9 protein-coding genes and 1 pseudogene are annotated in these 17,918 nt (G+C 64.0%); 3 read left to right on the forward strand and 7 right to left on the reverse strand.

The window, feature by feature from the left end:
- Window positions 1-270: 270 nt before the first annotated feature.
- The 5 genes from LGM56_RS00390 to LGM56_RS00410 all read right to left on the reverse strand — a co-directional run bounded on the left by LGM56_RS00390 (window position 271) and on the right by LGM56_RS00410 (window position 5,314).
- Window positions 271-1,407: a DUF2827 family protein gene (locus tag LGM56_RS00390; RefSeq protein WP_089496237.1), complete on the reverse strand. Its 1,137-nt coding sequence runs from the start codon at window positions 1,405-1,407 to the stop codon at window positions 271-273.
- A gap of 32 nt (window positions 1,408-1,439) precedes the next feature.
- Window positions 1,440-1,907, reverse strand: a complete 468-nt coding sequence (locus LGM56_RS00395; RefSeq protein ID WP_226202135.1) for a DUF4019 domain-containing protein — start codon at window positions 1,905-1,907, stop codon at window positions 1,440-1,442.
- Between the two features lie 25 nt (window positions 1,908-1,932).
- The gene (locus LGM56_RS00400; protein ID WP_226202137.1) at window positions 1,933-3,087 is read right to left on the reverse strand and encodes a DUF2827 domain-containing protein; all 1,155 of its coding nucleotides are present in this window, start codon (window positions 3,085-3,087) and stop codon (window positions 1,933-1,935) included.
- A gap of 14 nt (window positions 3,088-3,101) precedes the next feature.
- The gene (locus tag LGM56_RS00405; RefSeq protein ID WP_089496240.1) at window positions 3,102-4,247 is read right to left on the reverse strand and encodes a DUF2827 domain-containing protein; all 1,146 of its coding nucleotides are present in this window, start codon (window positions 4,245-4,247) and stop codon (window positions 3,102-3,104) included.
- 398 nt (window positions 4,248-4,645) lie between these two features.
- A complete protein-coding gene (locus tag LGM56_RS00410) occupies window positions 4,646-5,314 on the reverse strand; it encodes an OmpA family protein (RefSeq protein ID WP_226202139.1) in 669 nt (222 codons plus the stop codon).
- 13 nt (window positions 5,315-5,327) lie between these two features.
- On the opposite strand from LGM56_RS00410, the gene LGM56_RS00415 reads away from it, so the two are divergent.
- Entirely contained in the window at window positions 5,328-5,486 is a 159-nt protein-coding gene (locus LGM56_RS00415; protein WP_226202141.1) for a hypothetical protein, read from the forward strand.
- Here LGM56_RS00415 and LGM56_RS00420 read toward each other — a convergent pair.
- Window positions 5,444-13,468 carry an ESPR-type extended signal peptide-containing protein gene (locus LGM56_RS00420; RefSeq protein ID WP_226203211.1) on the reverse strand — a complete coding sequence of 2,675 codons (8,025 nt, stop codon included), beginning with the start codon at window positions 13,466-13,468 and terminating at the stop codon, window positions 5,444-5,446. The two genes, LGM56_RS00415 and LGM56_RS00420, sit on opposite strands and share 43 nt — an antisense overlap.
- A gap of 1,228 nt (window positions 13,469-14,696) precedes the next feature.
- Window positions 14,697-15,599 carry an aminomethyltransferase gene (locus LGM56_RS00425; RefSeq protein WP_089496244.1) on the reverse strand — a complete coding sequence of 301 codons (903 nt, stop codon included), beginning with the start codon at window positions 15,597-15,599 and terminating at the stop codon, window positions 14,697-14,699.
- 1,015 nt (window positions 15,600-16,614) lie between these two features.
- On the opposite strand from LGM56_RS00425, the pseudogene LGM56_RS00430 reads away from it, so the two are divergent.
- Together LGM56_RS00430 and LGM56_RS00435 are read left to right on the forward strand one after the other, a co-directional pair.
- Window positions 16,615-16,968 (forward strand): annotated as a pseudogene (locus LGM56_RS00430) (integrase); the annotation flags it as partial.
- Window positions 16,969-17,090: 122 nt separating this feature from the next.
- The gene (locus LGM56_RS00435; protein ID WP_226202143.1) at window positions 17,091-17,798 is read left to right on the forward strand and encodes a hypothetical protein; all 708 of its coding nucleotides are present in this window, start codon (window positions 17,091-17,093) and stop codon (window positions 17,796-17,798) included.
- Window positions 17,799-17,918 lie beyond the last annotated feature (120 nt).

Consider the following 17,918-nt stretch of genomic DNA (forward strand, 5'->3'; position numbering starts at 1 on the left):
CGGCCGCCGCACGCACGCAGCCGATGCGCGATCGGCACGCACACGAGCCCCGCACTTGCGCCGCCGTCCACCGCGGTCGCATCGTCCGGCAACGGGGCGATCACGTGCAGGATCGTGTCGAGCTCGCCCCGGATAGGCGGCCGGCCGTCTTGATCAGCGCTTCGGCCTGAAGCGCGCAGTGCCGGTTGATGACGAACGGGCCCTGCATCGAATCGATCCCGACGAAATTGCGGACGGTCTGATTCAGGGGCGGGCCGTGTGCGAAGGAGGTCAGCCGAGCGCGCGGCCGTCGAACAGCTGCCGGATCTGCGCGGAATACGCGTGGACGTTGTGCTCGGCGAGCGTGTCGACCTGGTGCAGGCAGCGGCGGGCCGCGGCCGCATAGTCGTCGAGCCGCGCATCGTGCGTCTGCGCGGCGGTCGCGATCGCACGCGCCGCATCGAAGATCTCGAAGTCCGGGTAGTAGTAGCCGACGTCGCGCAGGAAGGGCGAGTTGTGCACGAGCGGATAGTTGCCGTACAGCGCGTCGTACAGCAGGTAGTTGAGGCCGTTTTCCCAGTGATGGGACACGACGATGTCGGTGTGATGCGCGGCCCACGCGACGAACGGCGCGCGCACGTCGGCGGTCGCCTTGCCGTCGCGCACCATCTCGAGCCCGAGCGCGAGATGCTTGAAGGCGACGTTTTCCTTCTTGTCGAACGTGTTGGTCATGAACACGTGCTCGACGAGCTCCGGATGCTCGACGTAGCACGCGTTCGCGGCGAGCATCGGCACGATCGAGCTCTTCACGACGTTCAGGTTCGGTTCGAAGAACGCGATGCGCTTCGCGGTGCCGTGGTTGCGATAGCCGAAGCGCGCCTTCAGTTCGGGATCCGCGTCGAGGCTGCGTTCGATGAAATACGGCGACCAGATGTGCGGCAGCTCGATCACCGGCGCGCGATAGACGGCCCGGAAATACGCCGCGCACGTGTGCATGTGCTGCGGGTTGGTCCAGATCTCGTCGAACTGCACGCGGTTCGGGTTCGGCCGCCACGGATTCTTCTCGAAGTTGATCGTCTCGACCGCGATCACGTAGTCGTTGCCGAAGCGGTACGACACGCACTTGCCGCCGCGCCGGCGTACGGCATCCGTGTGGGTCTGGTCGATGAACGCATTCATCTCGATCAGCAGGTCGGTCTGGTGGACGACGGCCGACAGCGGCCGCAGCGCGTCGCCGAACGCGTCCATCATCAGCGCTTGCGGATAGTCGGTGATGCCGTCGTCGTGCGCGAGCCAGACCTCGCCGATCAGCGGCGACTGCTTCAGCAGCATGTACAGGAACACGCAGTGCTGGTTCGCGCCGTTGTACCAGATCGACTGCGTCGCGTCGCGCTGCACGTTCATCGTTATCGCGACATTGAGTTTCATCGGATCGGCTCCGTGGGGGCGCGGCGCGCGGGTTATTGCGCGAAATGCTGCGACTGGCGCGGCACGTAGCCGGTCAGGTGCCAGCGGCCGTCATCTTCGAGGCGGAAGCTCAGCTTCTCGTAGACCGTCGCGCCGCTCGTCAGCGTGGTCGTGTAGTCGACGTTCGCGTAAAGCCCGTCGGGCGTCGTCGCCGCATTCGTGTAGCGGATGCGCGTGACCTGCGCCCAGCCGCGACGGCTGACCGTGCCGACCGACTGGCGTGCATGCTGCATGTCGGCCGCGAACTGGTCCTGCTTGATGCGCGCCTTCACGAACGGAGCCGCGTCGGTCCATACCGCGCCGTACCGGCCGGCATCGAGCTGCTTGAACACCGCATCCGAGTCGCGGAGCAGCGCGTCGGCCGATTCGCCGGCGGATTGCGCATGCGCGCCGAGCGCGATCGAACCGACGGCGCAGCCGATCAGCCATTTGGCGCGGGTGAGGGACGGGCGTGCGTTCATGTCGGCGTCCGGAAAGGGCGGCGCGTCACGCGTCGCGATAGAGGGTGGCGATCGCGTCCGTGTAGGCGGCGACGTTCTCGGGGTTGTAGATGCTGACGGAACTGAGCACGTGCCTCGACTGCTCGCGGTACGCCTCGAGGTTCGCGTCGTGTTCGGTGAACGCCTTCAGCAGTGCGCGGCCGCCGGCCTGGCAGTCGAAGTCCGGATAGAAATACCCGGCCTTGCCGAGGAACGGCGAGTTGTGGATCAGCGGGTAGTCGCCGTACAGCAGCTCGTAGTACAGGTAGTTCTGCGCGTTTTCCCACGTGTGCGACACCACCGCATCGCCGTAGGCGGCCATGAACTCGTACACCGCATAGCGGCTTTCGAACGTCGTGATCCCGTGATTCACGATGTCGAGGCTCTTCGCGAAGTGGACGAACGTCGCGTGTTCCTTCAGGTGCAGCGTGTTGCACACGCGCACGAACTCGAGGAAATCCGGTTTCGCGCGATACGCTTCCTCGGCCACCAGCATCGGAATGACGCTCGTCTTCACCATGCAGATGTTCGGCTCGAACATCGTCATGCGCCAGCGCGGCTTGCCGGGCGCATAGCCGAACGACAGCCCGGCGCCGAGCGTCGCGCGCGCCTTGTCGAACAGCATCGGGTGCCAGATGTGCGGGACGATCGTGACGGGCGCGCGCAGGCCCGTCTGGTAATAGTGCAGGCACGAGCGCTCGAACTCGGGGATCGTCCATACGGCGTCGTACGGCGCGCCCGAGAACAGGAAGCCCGACGGCTTGTTGAACATCGCGCGTTCGATGTCGATCACGTAGTCGTTGCCGACCCGCATCGTGACGACCTTGCCGCCGCGCTCGCGGAACGCGCGCAGGTAGTCCGCGCCGAACTGCGCGCTCATTTCGATCAGGACGTCGCAGCGTTCCAGCGCTTCGTCCATCGACAGCAGCGGCACGTCCCATTCGCCGAGCATCATCTGCGGATCGGCGACCTGTTCGCCGCCGTTCACCATCACGGCTTCCGCGACGAGCGGCGACTGGCGCAGCAGCAGGATCAGCAGCAGGCAGTTCTGGAAGATGCCGTTTTCCCACAGCGACTGGCCGGCGCCGCGCACGAACAGCGACACGCCGACGACGAGACGCTTGCCCTCGCCGGGCGCTTGACGGGCATTGGAGTCCGACATGCGTATGCTCCGGTTCAGGCGACCAGACGCGAGACGAACGCGTCGAGGTTCGCGGGGTTGTCGATCGAGACCGACTGCAGCAGCCGGCCGGCCTTCGCGCGGTAGTCGTCGAGGCGTTCGTCGTGATGCAGCCAGGCCTCGAGCAGTGCTCGGCCGCCTGCGGCGGAATCGAAGTCCGGGTAGTAGTAGCCGGCGTCGCCGATCAGCGTCGAGTTGTGGATCAGCGGGTAGCCGCCGTACAGCACGTCGTAATACAGGTAGTTCTGCCCGTTTTCCCAGTGGTGCGACACGACCGCGTCCGCATGGCGCGCCATGAAGCCCGGCAGGTCGAGGCGCGGCTCGAAGGTCGCCTTGTGCTGGCGCACGAGGTCGAGGCTGTTCGCGAAGTGCACGAAGGTCGGATGCTCCTTCATGTGCAACGAGTTCACGACGAACATGTGTTGAACCGCGTCCGGGCGCGCACGGTAGAACTCGTCGCACGCGAGCATCGGGTAATGGCAGGACTTGGCGACCGAGATGTTCGGTTCGAGCATCGCCAGGTGCCACGGGCGCCGGCCCGGCCGATAGCCGAACGTCGCGCCTTCCGCGGCGAGCGCGGCGACGCGGCGATCGAGGAAGTACGGCGACCAGATGTGCGGCATCAGGTGGACCGGCGCGCGCAGGATGGTCTGCAGCATCGGCGCGGCGGTCTTGTCGTATTGCGGCAGCAGCCACACTTCGTCGAACGGCGCGCCGTTGAAGATGTGCCCCGACGGTTTGCCGAAGATCGGGGTTTCGCACAGGCCGGCATACACGTGCCCGCAGAAGAACGCGGCGATTTTCTTGCCGAGCGCCTTCATGTGCCTGAGCCATTCCACCGGCAGCTGCGCGCCCATTTCGATCACGACGTCGAGTTCGTGCGTGACGTCGGCGGGCTTCACGAGCGGGATGTCGAGGCCGTCGAGTTCGAGGCCGGCCGGCAGCGCGTTGGCGTCGCCGCCGTTCAGGAAGTAGACGGGGCCGACGCGATCCGAGCGCTTGAGCATCATCGCGAGGAACGCGATGTTCTGGTGTATGCCGTTTTCCCAGATCGCCTGGCCGTCGCGCGCAAACAGCGAGATGCCGACCGCCGGCCGTTGCTTGCGGGTGCCGCCCGAGGCGGCTTCATTGATGTCCGTCACCGGTTGGTTTCCTCTGCGGCGTCGTGCGTCCGGGCATCGCGTCGAGCGTCTGGCCTGGAAGCGGCGCGCCGTGGATTGTCATGGTTGCATGTGCGCCGGTGCGCCGCGGCGGGCGAATCGGGCGACCGGGTTCGCGAGGGCGGCAGCCGGTTTCCGGCGTGTCGTCGGGCACGCCTGGCACGGCGTGCGATTCGGGCAGGCTGCCCCGGCGACTGTCTGCGGCGATTGTGGCACGGAAACCACCGGTTTTGGCGGGACGTGACGAACTTTGACATAGCCGACGACCAACGGAAACGGGCGCCGGCGAAGCGGCGCCCGGTCGGTCCGGCGGCGGTCGGGTGCGCGCCCGGCGCCGCGCTGGCGGCCGGAGCGGGATGCCGCGCGCGGCGGCGGCCCGCTCAGTGCTGCAGGCGGATTTCGACGCGGCGGTTGCTGGCGCGGCCTTCCGGCGTCGCGTTGGACGCGACCGGATCTGCCTTGCCGCGACCCGTGACCGTCAGCGAGTCGGTCTTCAGGCCGTGCGCCTTCAGGTACGCCGCGACGGATTCGGCGCGGCGCTTCGACAGCGCGAGGTTGTAGTCGTCGCTGCCCACCGAATCCGTAAAGCCGGTGACGCTCACCTGCGAGTACGTGTGGTCGGCGCGCTCGCTCAGCAACCGGTCGAGCGATTCGCGCGCGGTCGGGGCGAGCGTTGCGTGGTCGGTCGCGAACAGCGCGTCGCCCGACAGGTTCACCTGTTCGACGACGGCTGCCGCCGGCGCGGCGGCCGGGGCCGAAGCCGCCTCGACCGGCGCCGCGCCGCACTGGAACACGAGCGTCGCGGGATCGGATTTGTCGCGCAGCGCGCGGGCCGAGTCGACGGCGCGCACCGGCTCTTCGCCGCAAATCTTGCGGGCGGCCTTCATGCAGGTTTGCGGGCCCGACAGCAGGCCGTGGCAGTCCACCTGGAAGGTCCGCACGCCGTCGCGCGGCTGCAGTTCGGAAGCGCTGAAGGTCGGGCCGGATGCGGTCGAGCACGCGGCGAGGGCCGTTGCGGAAAGTGCGAGCGCAAGAGCGAGTTTGTTCACGGTTACATCCTCAATGCTTGGGTTGACTGAAGCCCGCCACGGGTGGCGCGGCGGGCTCGTCCGGCCGTCGGGGCCGCCGCGGGCCGGACGGCTGGCGAGCCGGGCGGCCTGGCGGCTCGACGCGACGCGTTACTTCCACTGGTACAGCATGCCGGCGCCGATCACCTTCTGACCGCCGCTGAAGCCGCCGTTGATCGACGCCTTCAGGTTCTCCGTGATGCGAGCCTGCATGTTGACCGCCATCGCCTTCTGGCCGAGGAAGGTCGACGTACCCACGCCCATCCCGAAGTTGGCATCGCGATCGAGCTGCGGGATCGATGCCATCGCGCCGACGGCCGCGATACCCTGCTTCGCCATCTGGTCGGTCTGCTGCAGTTGCGAACCCAGCGAGTTGATCTGCGCCTGCTGGCCCGACAGTGCCGTCGACAGCGTCGTCTGCACCTGCGTCAGCTGGTTCACGTTCACCGCGTCGGTGCCTTGCGTACCCGGCGCGACGTTCGTGATCTGGCGCTGCTGCGTGTCGTTGCCGACCGACACCACGTTCGAGCGGCCGCCGTCGTTGGAGCCCGCGCCGATCGCCACCGAGTTCGAACCGGCGGTGACGACCGGAAGGTCGTTGCCCTTGCCGTTCAGGTCGGCGGCGACACCGTTGTTGTTGTTGGAACGAATCGTGTTGTTGTTGATCGTCGTCGACAGCGAGTTCAACGTGTTGTTGATGTTGGTCACGCCGGTCGACAGCGAGGCCACGTTGCTGTTCGTCGTGCTCAGGCCGGTGGACAGCGAGCCGATGCCGGTCGAGGTCGACGTCGACAGCGAGTTGACATTGCTGTTCGTCGCGCTCAGGCCCGTCGACAGCGAGTTGATCGCGGTCGAGGTCGACGTGGACAGCGACGCCACGTTGCTGTTCGTCGCGCTCAGGCCGGTGGACAGCGAGTTGATGCCCGTCGACAGCGACGCGACGTTCGACGCGGTCGACGTCGACAGCGTGTTGATCGCGTTGTTCGTCGCGTTGAGCTGGCTGCCGTTGATCGCGTCCGTGCTGCTGGCCGAGATCCGGCCCGCGGCGACGTTCGTGATCTGGCGTTCCTGGCCCGGTGCGCCGACGCTCACCACGCCGACCGGCGAGCCGCCTGCGAAGGGGTACGTGACGCCGCCGATCGTGGCGCTCGACGTCGGGTTCGCGGCGCTCGTGACCGAGTTCGCGCCGAGTGCGATCGAGTTGGCCACGTTGGCCTGTGCGTTCGTGCCGAAGGCGAGTGCGTCGGCGGCGGTTGCCTGCGCTGCCGAGCCGTACGCTTGCGCGCCGGTGGCGCTTGCCGTGGCCTGGTTGCCGAGCGCGATCGTGTTGTCCGCGGTGGCCTGGTTCGAGCTGCCGAGGGCGAGTGCGCTCGCGCCGTTGGCCGTGTTCGCGTTGCCGAGCGCCACTGCGCCGTTGCCGGTCGCCGTGTCGTTCGCGCCCATCGCCACCGCGCCGGTACCCGTTGCGATGCTCGGGTCGCCGATCGCGACCGCGCCGTCGCCGGTTGCCGTGTTGCCGGAGCCGATCGACACGGCCTTGCCGCCCGTTGCCGATGCGTTCTGGCCGATGGCGACCGCGCCTGCCGACTGCGCGTTCGAGCCGTCGCCGACCGCGACGCTGCTGGCGCCTGCCGCGCTGGCGTTCACGCCGGCCGCCAGGGCGTTGGTGCCCGTTGCGCCCGTGTTGTCGTAGTTGGCTTGCTGCACGCCGTTGTCGTTGACGCTGTAGTAGTGCGTCTTCGCGGCGTTGATCGCGGTCGAGGTCGACGTGGACAGCGACGTCACCGAGCTGTTCGTGCTGCTCAGGCCGGTGGACAGCGAGCCGATGCCGGTCGAGGTCGACGTGGACAGCGACAGGATCGTGCTGTTCGTGCTGCTCAGGCCGGTGGACAGCGAGTTGATGCCGGTCGAGGTCGACGTGGACAGCGAGGTGATCGAGCTGTTGGCCGACGAGAGGCCGGTCGAGGTCGAGGTCGACAGCGACGTGATCGAGCTGTTAGCCGAGGACAGGCCCGTCGAGGTCGAAGTCGACAGGGAGGTCACCGAACTATTCGTCGAGCTGAGACCCGTGGACAGCGAACCGATCGAGCTGGTGGCCGACGAGAGGCCGGTCGACGTCGACGTCGACAGCGACGTGATGGAGCTGTTAGCCGAGGACAGGCCGGTCGAGGTCGACGTGGACAGGGACGTGATCGAGCTGTTCGCCGACGACAGGCCGGTCGAGGTCGAAGTCGACAGCGAAGTCACCGAACTATTCGTCGTGCTGAGGCCCGTGGACAGCGAACCGATCGAGCTGTTCGCCGACGAGAGGCCGGTCGACGTGGAAGTCGACAGGGACGTGATCGAGCTGTTAGCCGAAGACAGGCCGGTCGAGGTCGAGGTCGACAGCGACGTCACCGAACTATCCGTCGAACTGAGGCCCGTGGACAGCGAACTGATCGAGCTATTGGCCGACGAGAGACCGGTCGACGTGGAAGTCGACAGGGACGTGATGGAGCTGTTAGCCGAGGACAGGCCGGTCGAGGTCGAGGTCGACAGCGAGGTCACCGAACTATTCGTCGAGCTGAGGCCCGTGGACAGTGAACCGATCGAGCTGTTGGCCGACGACAGGCCGGTCGAGGTCGAGGTCGAGAGGGAGGTCACCGAACTATTTGTCGAGCTGAGGCCCGTAGACAGCGAACCGATCGAGCTGTTGGCCGACGACAGGCCGGTCGAGGTCGAGGTCGAGAGGGAGGTCACCGAACTATTCGTCGAGCTCAGGCCCGTGGACAGCGAACCGATCGAGCTGTTGGCCGAAGACAGGCCGGTCGAGGTCGAGGTCGACAGCGACGTCACCGAACTATCCGTCGAGCTGAGGCCGGTGGACAGCGAGCCGATCGAGCTGTTGGCCGACGAGAGGCCGGTCGAGGTCGAAGTCGACAGCGAGGTTACCGAACTATTCGTCGAGCTCAGGCCCGTGGACAGCGAACCGATCGAGCTGGTGGCCGATGAGAGGCCGGTCGACGTGGAAGTCGACAGCGACGTGATCGAGCTGTTAGCCGACGAGAGGCCGGTCGACGTGGAAGTCGACAGCGACGTGATCGAGCTGTTAGCCGACGAGAGGCCGGTCGAGGTCGAAGTCGACAGCGACGTGATCGAGCTGTTAGCCGACGAGAGGCCGGTCGACGTGGAAGTCGACAGCGACGTGATCGAGCTGTTAGCCGACGACAGGCCGGTCGAGGTCGAAGTCGACAGCGACGTGATCGAGCTGTTGGCCGTCGAGAGGCCGGTCGACGTGGAAGTCGACAGCGACGTGATCGAGCTGTTGGCCGTCGAGAGGCCGGTCGACGTGGAAGTCGACAGCGACGTGATCGAGCTGTTGGCCGACGACAGGCCGGTCGAGGTCGAAGTCGACAGCGACGTCACCGAACTATTCGTCGAGCTGAGGCCGGTGGACAGCGAACCGATCGAGCTGTTAGCCGACGAGAGGCCGGTCGAGGTGGAAGTCGACAGCGACGTCACCGAACTATCCGTCGAGCTGAGGCCGGTGGACAGCGAACCGATCGAGCTGTTGGCCGACGACAGACCAGTCGACGTGGAAGTTGACAGCGAAGTGATCGAGCTGTTGGCCGATGAGAGGCCGGTCGACGTGGAAGACGACAGCGACGTGATCGAACTGTTAGCCGACGACAGACCGGTCGACGTGGAGGTCGACAGCGAGGTGACCGAGCTATTGGTCGACGAGAGGCCGGTCGAGAGCGAGCCGATCGAGCTGTTAGCCGACGACAGGCCGGTCGAGGTCGAGGTCGAGAGCGAAGTGATCGAGCTGTTGGCCGATGAGAGGCCGGTCGACGTGGAAGACGACAGCGACGTGATCGAACTGTTAGCCGACGACAGACCGGTCGACGTGGAGGTCGACAGCGACGTTACCGAACTATTCGTCGAGCTGAGTCCGGTGGACAGCGAACCGATCGAGCTGTTGGCCGACGACAGACCCGTCGAGGTCGAGGTCGACAGCGAGGTGATCGAGCTGTTGGCCGAGGAGAGGCCGGTCGACGTGGAAGTCGACAGCGACGTGATCGAGCTGTTAGCCGACGACAGACCGGTCGACGTGGAGGTCGAAAGCGAGGTGATCGAACTGTTGGCCGACGAGAGGCCGGTCGAGGTCGAGGTCGAAAGCGAAGTGATCGAGCTATTGGCCGACGACAGACCCGTCGAGGTCGACGTGGACAGCGAGGTGATCGAGCTGTTAGCCGAGGACAGACCCGTCGACGTCGAAGTCGAAAGCGAGGTGACCGAGCTATTGGTCGACGAGAGGCCGGTCGAGAGCGAGCCGATCGAGCTGTTAGCCGACGACAGACCGGTCGACGTGGAAGTCGACAGCGAAGTGACCGAGCTGTTGGCCGACGAGAGGCCGGTCGAGGCCGAGGTCGAAAGCGAAGTGATCGAGCTGTTTGCCGACGACAGGCCGGTCGAGGTCGAAGTCGACAGCGAGGTGATCGAGCTGTTTGCCGACGAGAGGCCGGTCGAGGTCGAAGTCGACAACGACGTGATCGAGCTGTTAGCCGACGACAGACCCGTCGACGTGGAGGTCGACAGCGACGTTACCGAACTATTCGTCGAGCTGAGTCCGGTGGACAGCGAACCGATCGAGCTATTGGCCGACGACAGACCCGTCGAGGTCGAGGTCGACAGCGAGGTGATCGAGCTGTTGGCCGAGGAGAGTCCGGTCGAGGTCGAGGTGGACAGCGACGTGATCGAGCTATTGGCCGACGACAGGCCGGTCGAGGTCGAAGTCGACAGCGACGTGATCGAGCTGTTAGCCGAGGACAGACCGGTCGAAGTCGAGGTGGACAACGAGGTGATCGAGCTGTTCGCCGACGACAAGCCGGTCGACGTCGACGTCGACAGCGACGTCACCGAACTATTCGTCGAGCTGAGGCCGGTGGACAGTGAACCGATCGAGCTGTTGGCCGACGAAAGACCCGTCGAGGTCGAAGTCGACAGCGAACCGATCGAGCTGTTAGCCGACGACAGCCCCGTCGACGTGGAAGTCGACAGCGACGAGACCGAACTGTTGGTCGAACTCAGGCCAGTCGACAGTGACGAGATCGCGCTGCTGGACGACGACACTGTCGTCGACAGCGAATTCACGGCCACATTGGTTGCAAAGAGCTGCGAGCCGTTGATTGCGTCGGTACTGGTCTGGGAGATCTCGCCGGCCGCAACGTTCGTGACCTGGCGCTGGTTGGTCGAGCTGCCAACACTGACCACGCTCGTCGGATTACCGCCCGCGAACGTGCTGGTTACGCCGCCGACGGTACCGGTAGGCGTCGGGTTGGCTGCGGCCGTAGTGGAGCCGCTGCCCAGCGCGACGCTGCCGACGTTGCTCGCGACGGCATTCGGACCGATCGCGACCGCGTTGCTTGCGCTCGCGTTCGCAGCATTGCCGACGGCGACGCCGCTTGCGCCGGCTGCGTTGGCAGCATTGCCGACGGCGACACTGCTGGCGCCCGCGGCAGTGGCGGCTACACCGGCGGCGAGCGAGTTGATGCCCGTTGCGCCCTTGTTGTCGTAGTTGGCTTGCTGCACACCGCCGTCGTTGACGCTGTAGTAGTGCGTCTTCGCGGCTTCGATCGCAGTCGAGGTCGAGGTGGACAGCGAGGTAATCGAGCTGGTGGCCGACGACAGACCGGTCGACGTGGACGTGGACAGCGAGTTGATGCCCGTCGACGTGGACGTGGACAGCGAAGTAATCGAGCTATTGGCCGACGACAGACCCGTCGAGGTCGAAGTCGACAGCGAAGTGACCGAGCTGTTGGTCGACGAGAGACCGGTCGAGAGCGAGCCGATCGAGCTGGTAGCCGACGACAGGCCGGTCGACGTGGAAGTCGACAGCGAAGTGACCGAGCTGTTGGTCGACGAGAGGCCGGTCGAGAGCGAGCCGATCGAGCTGGTAGCCGACGACAGGCCGGTCGACGTGGAAGTCGACAGCGAAGTGACCGAGCTGTTGGTCGACGAGAGACCAGTCGAGAGCGAGCCGATCGAGCTGGTGGCCGACGACAGGCCGGTCGACGTGGAAGTCGACAGCGAAGTGACCGAGCTGTTGGTCGACGAGAGGCCGGTCGAGAGCGAGCCGATCGAGCTGGTAGCCGACGAGAGGCCGGTCGACGTGGAAGTCGACAGCGAAGTGACCGAGCTGTTGGTCGACGAGAGACCGGTCGAGAGCGAGCCGATCGAGCTGGTAGCCGACGACAGGCCGGTCGAGGTCGACGTGGACAGCGACTTGATCGAGCTGTTAGCCGACGAGAGGCCGGTCGACGTGGAAGTCGACAGCGAAGTGACTGAGCTATTGGTCGACGAGAGACCGGTGGACAGCGAGCCGATCGAGCTGTTGGCCGACGAGAGACCCGTCGACGTCGAGGTCGAGAGCGAAGTGATCGAGCTGTTAGCCGACGACAAACCGGTCGATGCCGACGTCGACAGGCTCGTGATGCTCGACGTCGTCGTGCTTGCAACTGCGTAGAGCTGGCTGCCGTTGATGGCGTCGGTGCTGGTCCCGCTGACGAGGCCTGCCGCGACGTTCTGGATGCGGCGCTCCGCGTTCGGCTGGCCGACGCTGACAATGCCGCCCGTCGGCGTCCCGGCCTGGTAGTTGCCGAACGTCTGGCCGCCGATCGTGGTGCTGTTGACGGCGGTATTGCCGCCGGTCGTCGCCGACGCGGCGCTACTCGTCACCGAGCTGCTGCCGAGGGCGACCGAATTCGCGACGTTCGCGGTCGAACCCACGCCGATGGCGATGGCGTTCGAGACCGTTGCATTCGCATTTTGGGCGAACGCGACCGAACCCGAACCCGACGCAGTCGAGTTCGAGCCGAAGGCCGTCGCATAGTTGTTCGAGGCCACGGCGGCGGAGCCGACGGCGACCGAGCCGGACGCGCCGCTGGCCGTCGAGCCGTTGCCGAGCGCAATGGCGTCTGCGCCCGTCGCACGCGTGTTGGCGGCGAAGCTGCCGACGGTGCCGAGTGCAATTGCGCCGACGCCCGTCGCGGTTGCCGAATTGCCGATTGCGACGGCGCCGTTCGTGCCCGTCGCGTTCGCGGAGCTGCCGATTGCCACCGCGCTGTTGCTTGCGGTGCTGCTGTTGCCCAGCGCGACGGAGCCGGTGCCACTCGCCGAATTGCCGTTGCCGAGCGCAAGCGCACCGGAACCGTTCGACGTGTTGTTCGCGCCGATCGCCAGGGCACCCGTGCCGGTTGCGCTGTTGGGATCGCCGATCGCAACGGCGCCGTCGCCGCTCGCGACCTGGCCTCGACCGATCGCGACCGCACCGCCGCCTGCCGTGGCGCCGTTCGCGGTGGTGCCCGACGAGCCGATCGCCACGTTCTGGCCCGTCGCGCCGGAGGTGACACCGTCGCCTTGCGCGATGCCGTATGCGCCATTGACGGCCGCGCCGCGGCCGACTGCGATCCCCGACGTGGCGCTCGACGCCACCGACGACTGCCCGCCGATTGCAATTCCGTCCGAAGCGGCCGACTGCGCTCCCTTCGTTGCATTGCTGCCGATCGCAACCGCGCCTGCACCCGAAGCGATGGTCGAGTTTGCGTAAGCAAGCGGGGTCGTGCCATTGCCTGCTGCGCCGCCGATGGCGACCGAATTCAGCGCGTTGGCCGTTGCGCCGAAGCCGAGCGCGGTGGCACCCGCGCCGCTGGCCGTCGACTCGAGGCCGGCGGACGTGCCCCACAGACCGGCAGACGACAGAAAGCCCGTTGCCGTGCCGCCGGTACCGGTGACCTGTGCGAACGCACCGTAAACCGTCGCTGCCAAGTTGTTGTTGCCGGTGGAGTTACAGCCACCGACCGTGGAATAAGTGCCGGATCCGTCGACCGGATACGCATTGGTGTTGCCGGTCGTCGTGCGGCCGACTGTAGCGTTGCCACTGCCCGACGTACATGACGACACCGTGAACTGGGTGCCGTTGGTCGTTCCTGGGACGAACGTATTGGCGTTCGCGAACGAAGGCAGTGCGGCCAGCGCGACGAGCACGGCGGCGGCAACAGCCGACTTGTTCGGCTTGCCCCGTGCCGAGTCGTGTTCCGATGCGGCGACCCACGCGCCGAGGGCTTCGTTCCAGATCGAGCGGTATGTGCGGTTCATGTCCTGCTACCTCCAAATATGCACGCCACACACCGGTCTCTTTTGTTAGAGGATTGCTCCGTGCGCTCGCGCGAATCTCAAAATTGATGGGCGGAGTTTATTGGAGGAGGATTTTTCAGATTGATAAAAAGTGATAAATGGAGTGTTTTGAAAGTTAAAGGATGGTTAATAGATCGTTTTTGATGCATTGACTCGGAATGTATTTGTAAGATGTAAGAATGTTTAGCGAAGGGCTTTAAACTTCCGCGAGTTTCTAGATTTTTCTTATAAAAATCATGATGTTACGGTTGTTTTGTGTGATGGATTACACAACAAAAGCATCGAACTGTAAGACAAATGAAATAGCAAACGTTTGCGAGTTAAGCAATCCTTTCGTCAATGTAATGTATTTGGGGTGAGCAAGTGGTTAAAGTGTTCTCCATCTCATTAATTTGTTAATTTATGGTTCATGTTTTGGTTTTTAATTGATTTTGCGGATTATCTTAAAATAGATTTAATTTGAAATATCGAACATCGGGCTGTGCTGATTTGCGCGTCCGGGCCGCCGCAATGGCCCGCGAGACGGGCGTTTCGGGCCGGTTGGCCCGTTGAATTTGTAAAAAAGTGCTACAGGGCGGTGAACCAGACCGTCACCATTCATCTTTCGAATTTGTCCTATTGACTATTTCGGAGATTGCGACAATCGGATGGGGTTCGGCGACGGGGCAAATCCGTCTGGCAGGCGTGACCTGCGTCGATGGTGCGCCCGGCGGCGACAGGTTGTTAAAGGGGCTGTCCGGCCTCGGTGGCGACGTCCCCGAATTGTCAAATCCGGGGTGTGACAATTTGTCCGCGCGCGCCGAAGCGCTGAAGAAAAAAGGGCGGGAGTGAGTGTGTCAGCCGCGCCACATCCGGCGGGTCGATGCAGGTCTGCAAGGTTCCACACCGCATGCGATGGGGCGGCCTCGAGTGGGTGGCGGGCAGTAACCCCAGTGAGGCGGCTCGCCATGGAAGTGCGACGAACGCGTAGCGAAGTTCGAACGCGACCCGGGCGCGGGCCGCCGAACAGCACGGGTGCGTCGATCGTCGTGTCCCGCTTGCTGTGCGCGCCGGATACTGGCGATGCCGTTGCCGGCGCCCGGATCCCGGTGGAATTCAGCGGCCCGAGGTTTCGAGCGTCGACGAAGGCGTTGTCCGGTTGCCCGGCCGGACAACGGGGCCAACCGGACGTCTGCCCGGCGCGGTAGCCTTACTTCTTGAGAAACCGCAGCGCAAACCGCGCCATGCGCGGCACGAACGTCGGGCGCAGCAGGCGCTTGTCGTAGCCGGCCATCCGCCGGTCGTTCTCGGCGAGACACAGTTCGATCAGCTCGCGCGGATTGAGTGCGTCGCCGATGTCGGCGGTGCCGGTTGCCGGGAAGTTCGCGTCACGTGCGACGCCGTCGGAATCGATGCCGCGCGCGATGCCGATGCGCTCCCGGATCAAATGCACCCACACGGCCGCGACCCGCGCGAAGAACCACGGCCGGCGCCACCACGGGAGCGAGCGCCAGTACCACGCGTACCAGTTCACGAAGAACAGGATATGGCGGCCTTCTTCCTGAATCACGGGCTCGAAGGTGTCGACGAGTTCGGGCGGGAAATAGCCGGAGCGCTGCGCGGAACGGAACAGGCCGAACGCGAAGAAGCTGTCGATGCATTCGCTGAAGCCCGTGACGATCCACCACCACTCGGGATCTTTCGGCGCGGGGTAGGCGGGCTCGGGGGCGAGCCGGATGCCGTATGCCTCGACGAGCTTCGACAGCACGACCTTGTGGCGCGCTTCCTCGCCGCCGTCCATCTCGAGTGCGCGGCGCAGCAGCGGATCGCCGATCGTCGCCGCATAGGTGGCCACGCGGATCGATGCGCGGCCTTCGGTCTGCACCGCGATGTCCCAGATCGGCAGCGACGTGAGCCGTTTGAGCTCGGCGGGTGTGAGCGCCGGCCAGTCGATCACGGCCGGCTTGTACGGATTGTGTGTGTCGAGCAGCATGCGGCAGAACATCTGCATGTGCGCATCGGAACCGATCCGGACCGGACCTTGCCTCTCGAAGGTCCAGTTGCGCATTGCGTGATCTGCGGCTGCATGCTCTTCCTGCAGCGTGTCACTCATGGCGTAGCTATGCGTTTACGGGTCGAAAGATTCTTGCATAGCTTCCGTAAACGCGTATTTTCGAGCGGCCATGGGCACGCCGGTGTCGTTGGTCGTAAAACCGAGCGGATTGACATCTAAGACGAGCGAGGGGGCCCCTGCGCGGTACTGAATGTCGTGCCCCCGACGTTCGGTAAGCCGGCTGGGCATACGCACATGACCCCCTGGGTCTCCGGTGATGTTGCGAAATGGGCACGGAGTCAACAAGGCGAACCCATATGATCGAATAGGGGGAGGCTTCGTGTTCTTGCAGGGGCGTTTCGGAGAGCTGTACCGGGCGGCCTTTAGGTCGGCCCCAGGGGGAACTGGAGACCTCCCAAAATACATACCTGGATCACGAGATGAACCCAGTTCGATGCAGGGGCCTAATACACAGCAAACTACGCGCAGGGGGAGATGCATAGGGCGTCCCGTATGCGTTCTTCTGATCTTGCAAGACCGATGCGTCGTCGCGATACTTAACTCAACGCAATGAACGTCGGGGGAGCACGAAATGAGTGTCGCGACAAAACCGCAGGCAACCATGCAGTAGACAAGAGTGTTGCGGCCAAGTGGTCGGTGCCGTTGGCGAAGTCGGGCTGGACTTCTTTCCCGAACGTCATTGTCGAGCGTCAGCAGGCGTTGGGGCTTACTCCGCTCGATATCAATATTTTGATTCACCTCGCTGGTTACTGGTGGAGGCCAGGAGAGTATGCACGCCCGTCCAAGGGCACCTTGGCGCAGGCAATCGGTGTGGCTCCACGCACAATACAAAAGCGAATAATCGTCGATAGATCGCCAAGTGGGGCGAATCCTGCACGACACTCGGCGTGTTGTTTTGATACCGACATGACGCATTATCCAAATGCGATGTAGCGGCCTGATCGACGCGACATCCAAACCGCTTGCGTCGCGGTCTGGCTTGATGCTGAGAGCTCAGCAGTCAGTTCGCATCGGATTTCGCACGAGTCGTGCGAATGCAAGGCTGCCGATCCAGCCAATCACGCCCTCCCGATGGGCGCCTGATACGCCGCTACTTGGCCACCTCGATGAGCCCCGGGGCATCACCACGCCACGTTTGCGGCAGAGGCTGCGCCGGTTCTTCGATGGTGCGGCCGATTCCATCGAGGCTGAACATCCACCGCTCGCAGACAAGCTGGGACGGGCCACGCCGCACTGGATGTGCCACGCGCATGCGACGAACGCATTGGTCAACGGTGCAACGCTCACAACCGTGCGTGATAACCTGCGCCACGCATCGATTTCGACGACCTCAATCTATCTCGACGATGACGAGGTACAGCGCGCGCATCGGATCGAGAGGATCTTCACACGACGGCCGACCGCATAGCGGCATGTGCGCACGTGTCCAGAGCCCAGCCTGGCGCGGTTTTTGTCCGGGATTTTCCATTTATGGGTATTGGGCGCTTTTAGCCAAAATGGGGTTGCGAAAAACGGCAAAAAACCGCAATCTTGAAGCCGTTCGAATCCGAGTTTTACCCCGTTTCTGCTGATCTCTTTACGCCGATCAACCCCGGCTTCTTTACGGCGATCCGTGAAAACAGGGTCAACAATCGAATGAAAGGATCAAAAAAGACGAAAGTCCGCCTGTATGGTACGTACCGATGGCCACTGCATGTGATACCGCATCAACCTACTTCCTGGGAGGGACTCGATTTATCCCCAGTGTTTGGAAAGACGTTGCCCGGTTTTTGTGCGTACTACGGTAGTGCCGCACTTGACTTCGTCAAGGCGGACGCGGACCTCGGGTACCGACCTGGCCCCACCCGGGTCCCGACACATCAGTTTGCTTATTTCGAGATCACTGCGTATTTTTCGAATCCTGCGACCAACACCAAAAACTCAATTGATCGATGGAAACACGTGGATACATCAGTTCTCGATCTGCGGCAGGGCCGATATCCGCGGTTCCTGTTGCCGATGCTCGAATCTATATTCCAAACCAAGAGTTGGGATGGCATAGTCACCGCACTGAATGAAGCACCGAATCAGGCGCGAGAAATTGTACTGGCGCTCCCTCATCTTGAGGCAGTGATATTTCCCGTCCAATGTGCAGATCAAGTAACGAGGCTCCTGATGTGGGTGGTTAGCCCCGACCAGGCGGTCGCGACTATTTCACCAACCGCAATAGGTTTAGCCTTTACCATTGCTGGGTCTTGACAGTATGCGGTGGAGAAACACCGGTGTGGAGCTCGTCTCCAGATCCGACGAGAAAAGCTTGGGGAATGATTGGTCGACGTCGGCCCGTTGTCGGTCTCGGGAAAGTTGCGGCAATCGCTC

Origin of the sequence: Burkholderia sp. AU38729 (assembly GCF_020419725.1) — a bacterium.
Lineage (GTDB): Bacteria > Pseudomonadota > Gammaproteobacteria > Burkholderiales > Burkholderiaceae > Burkholderia.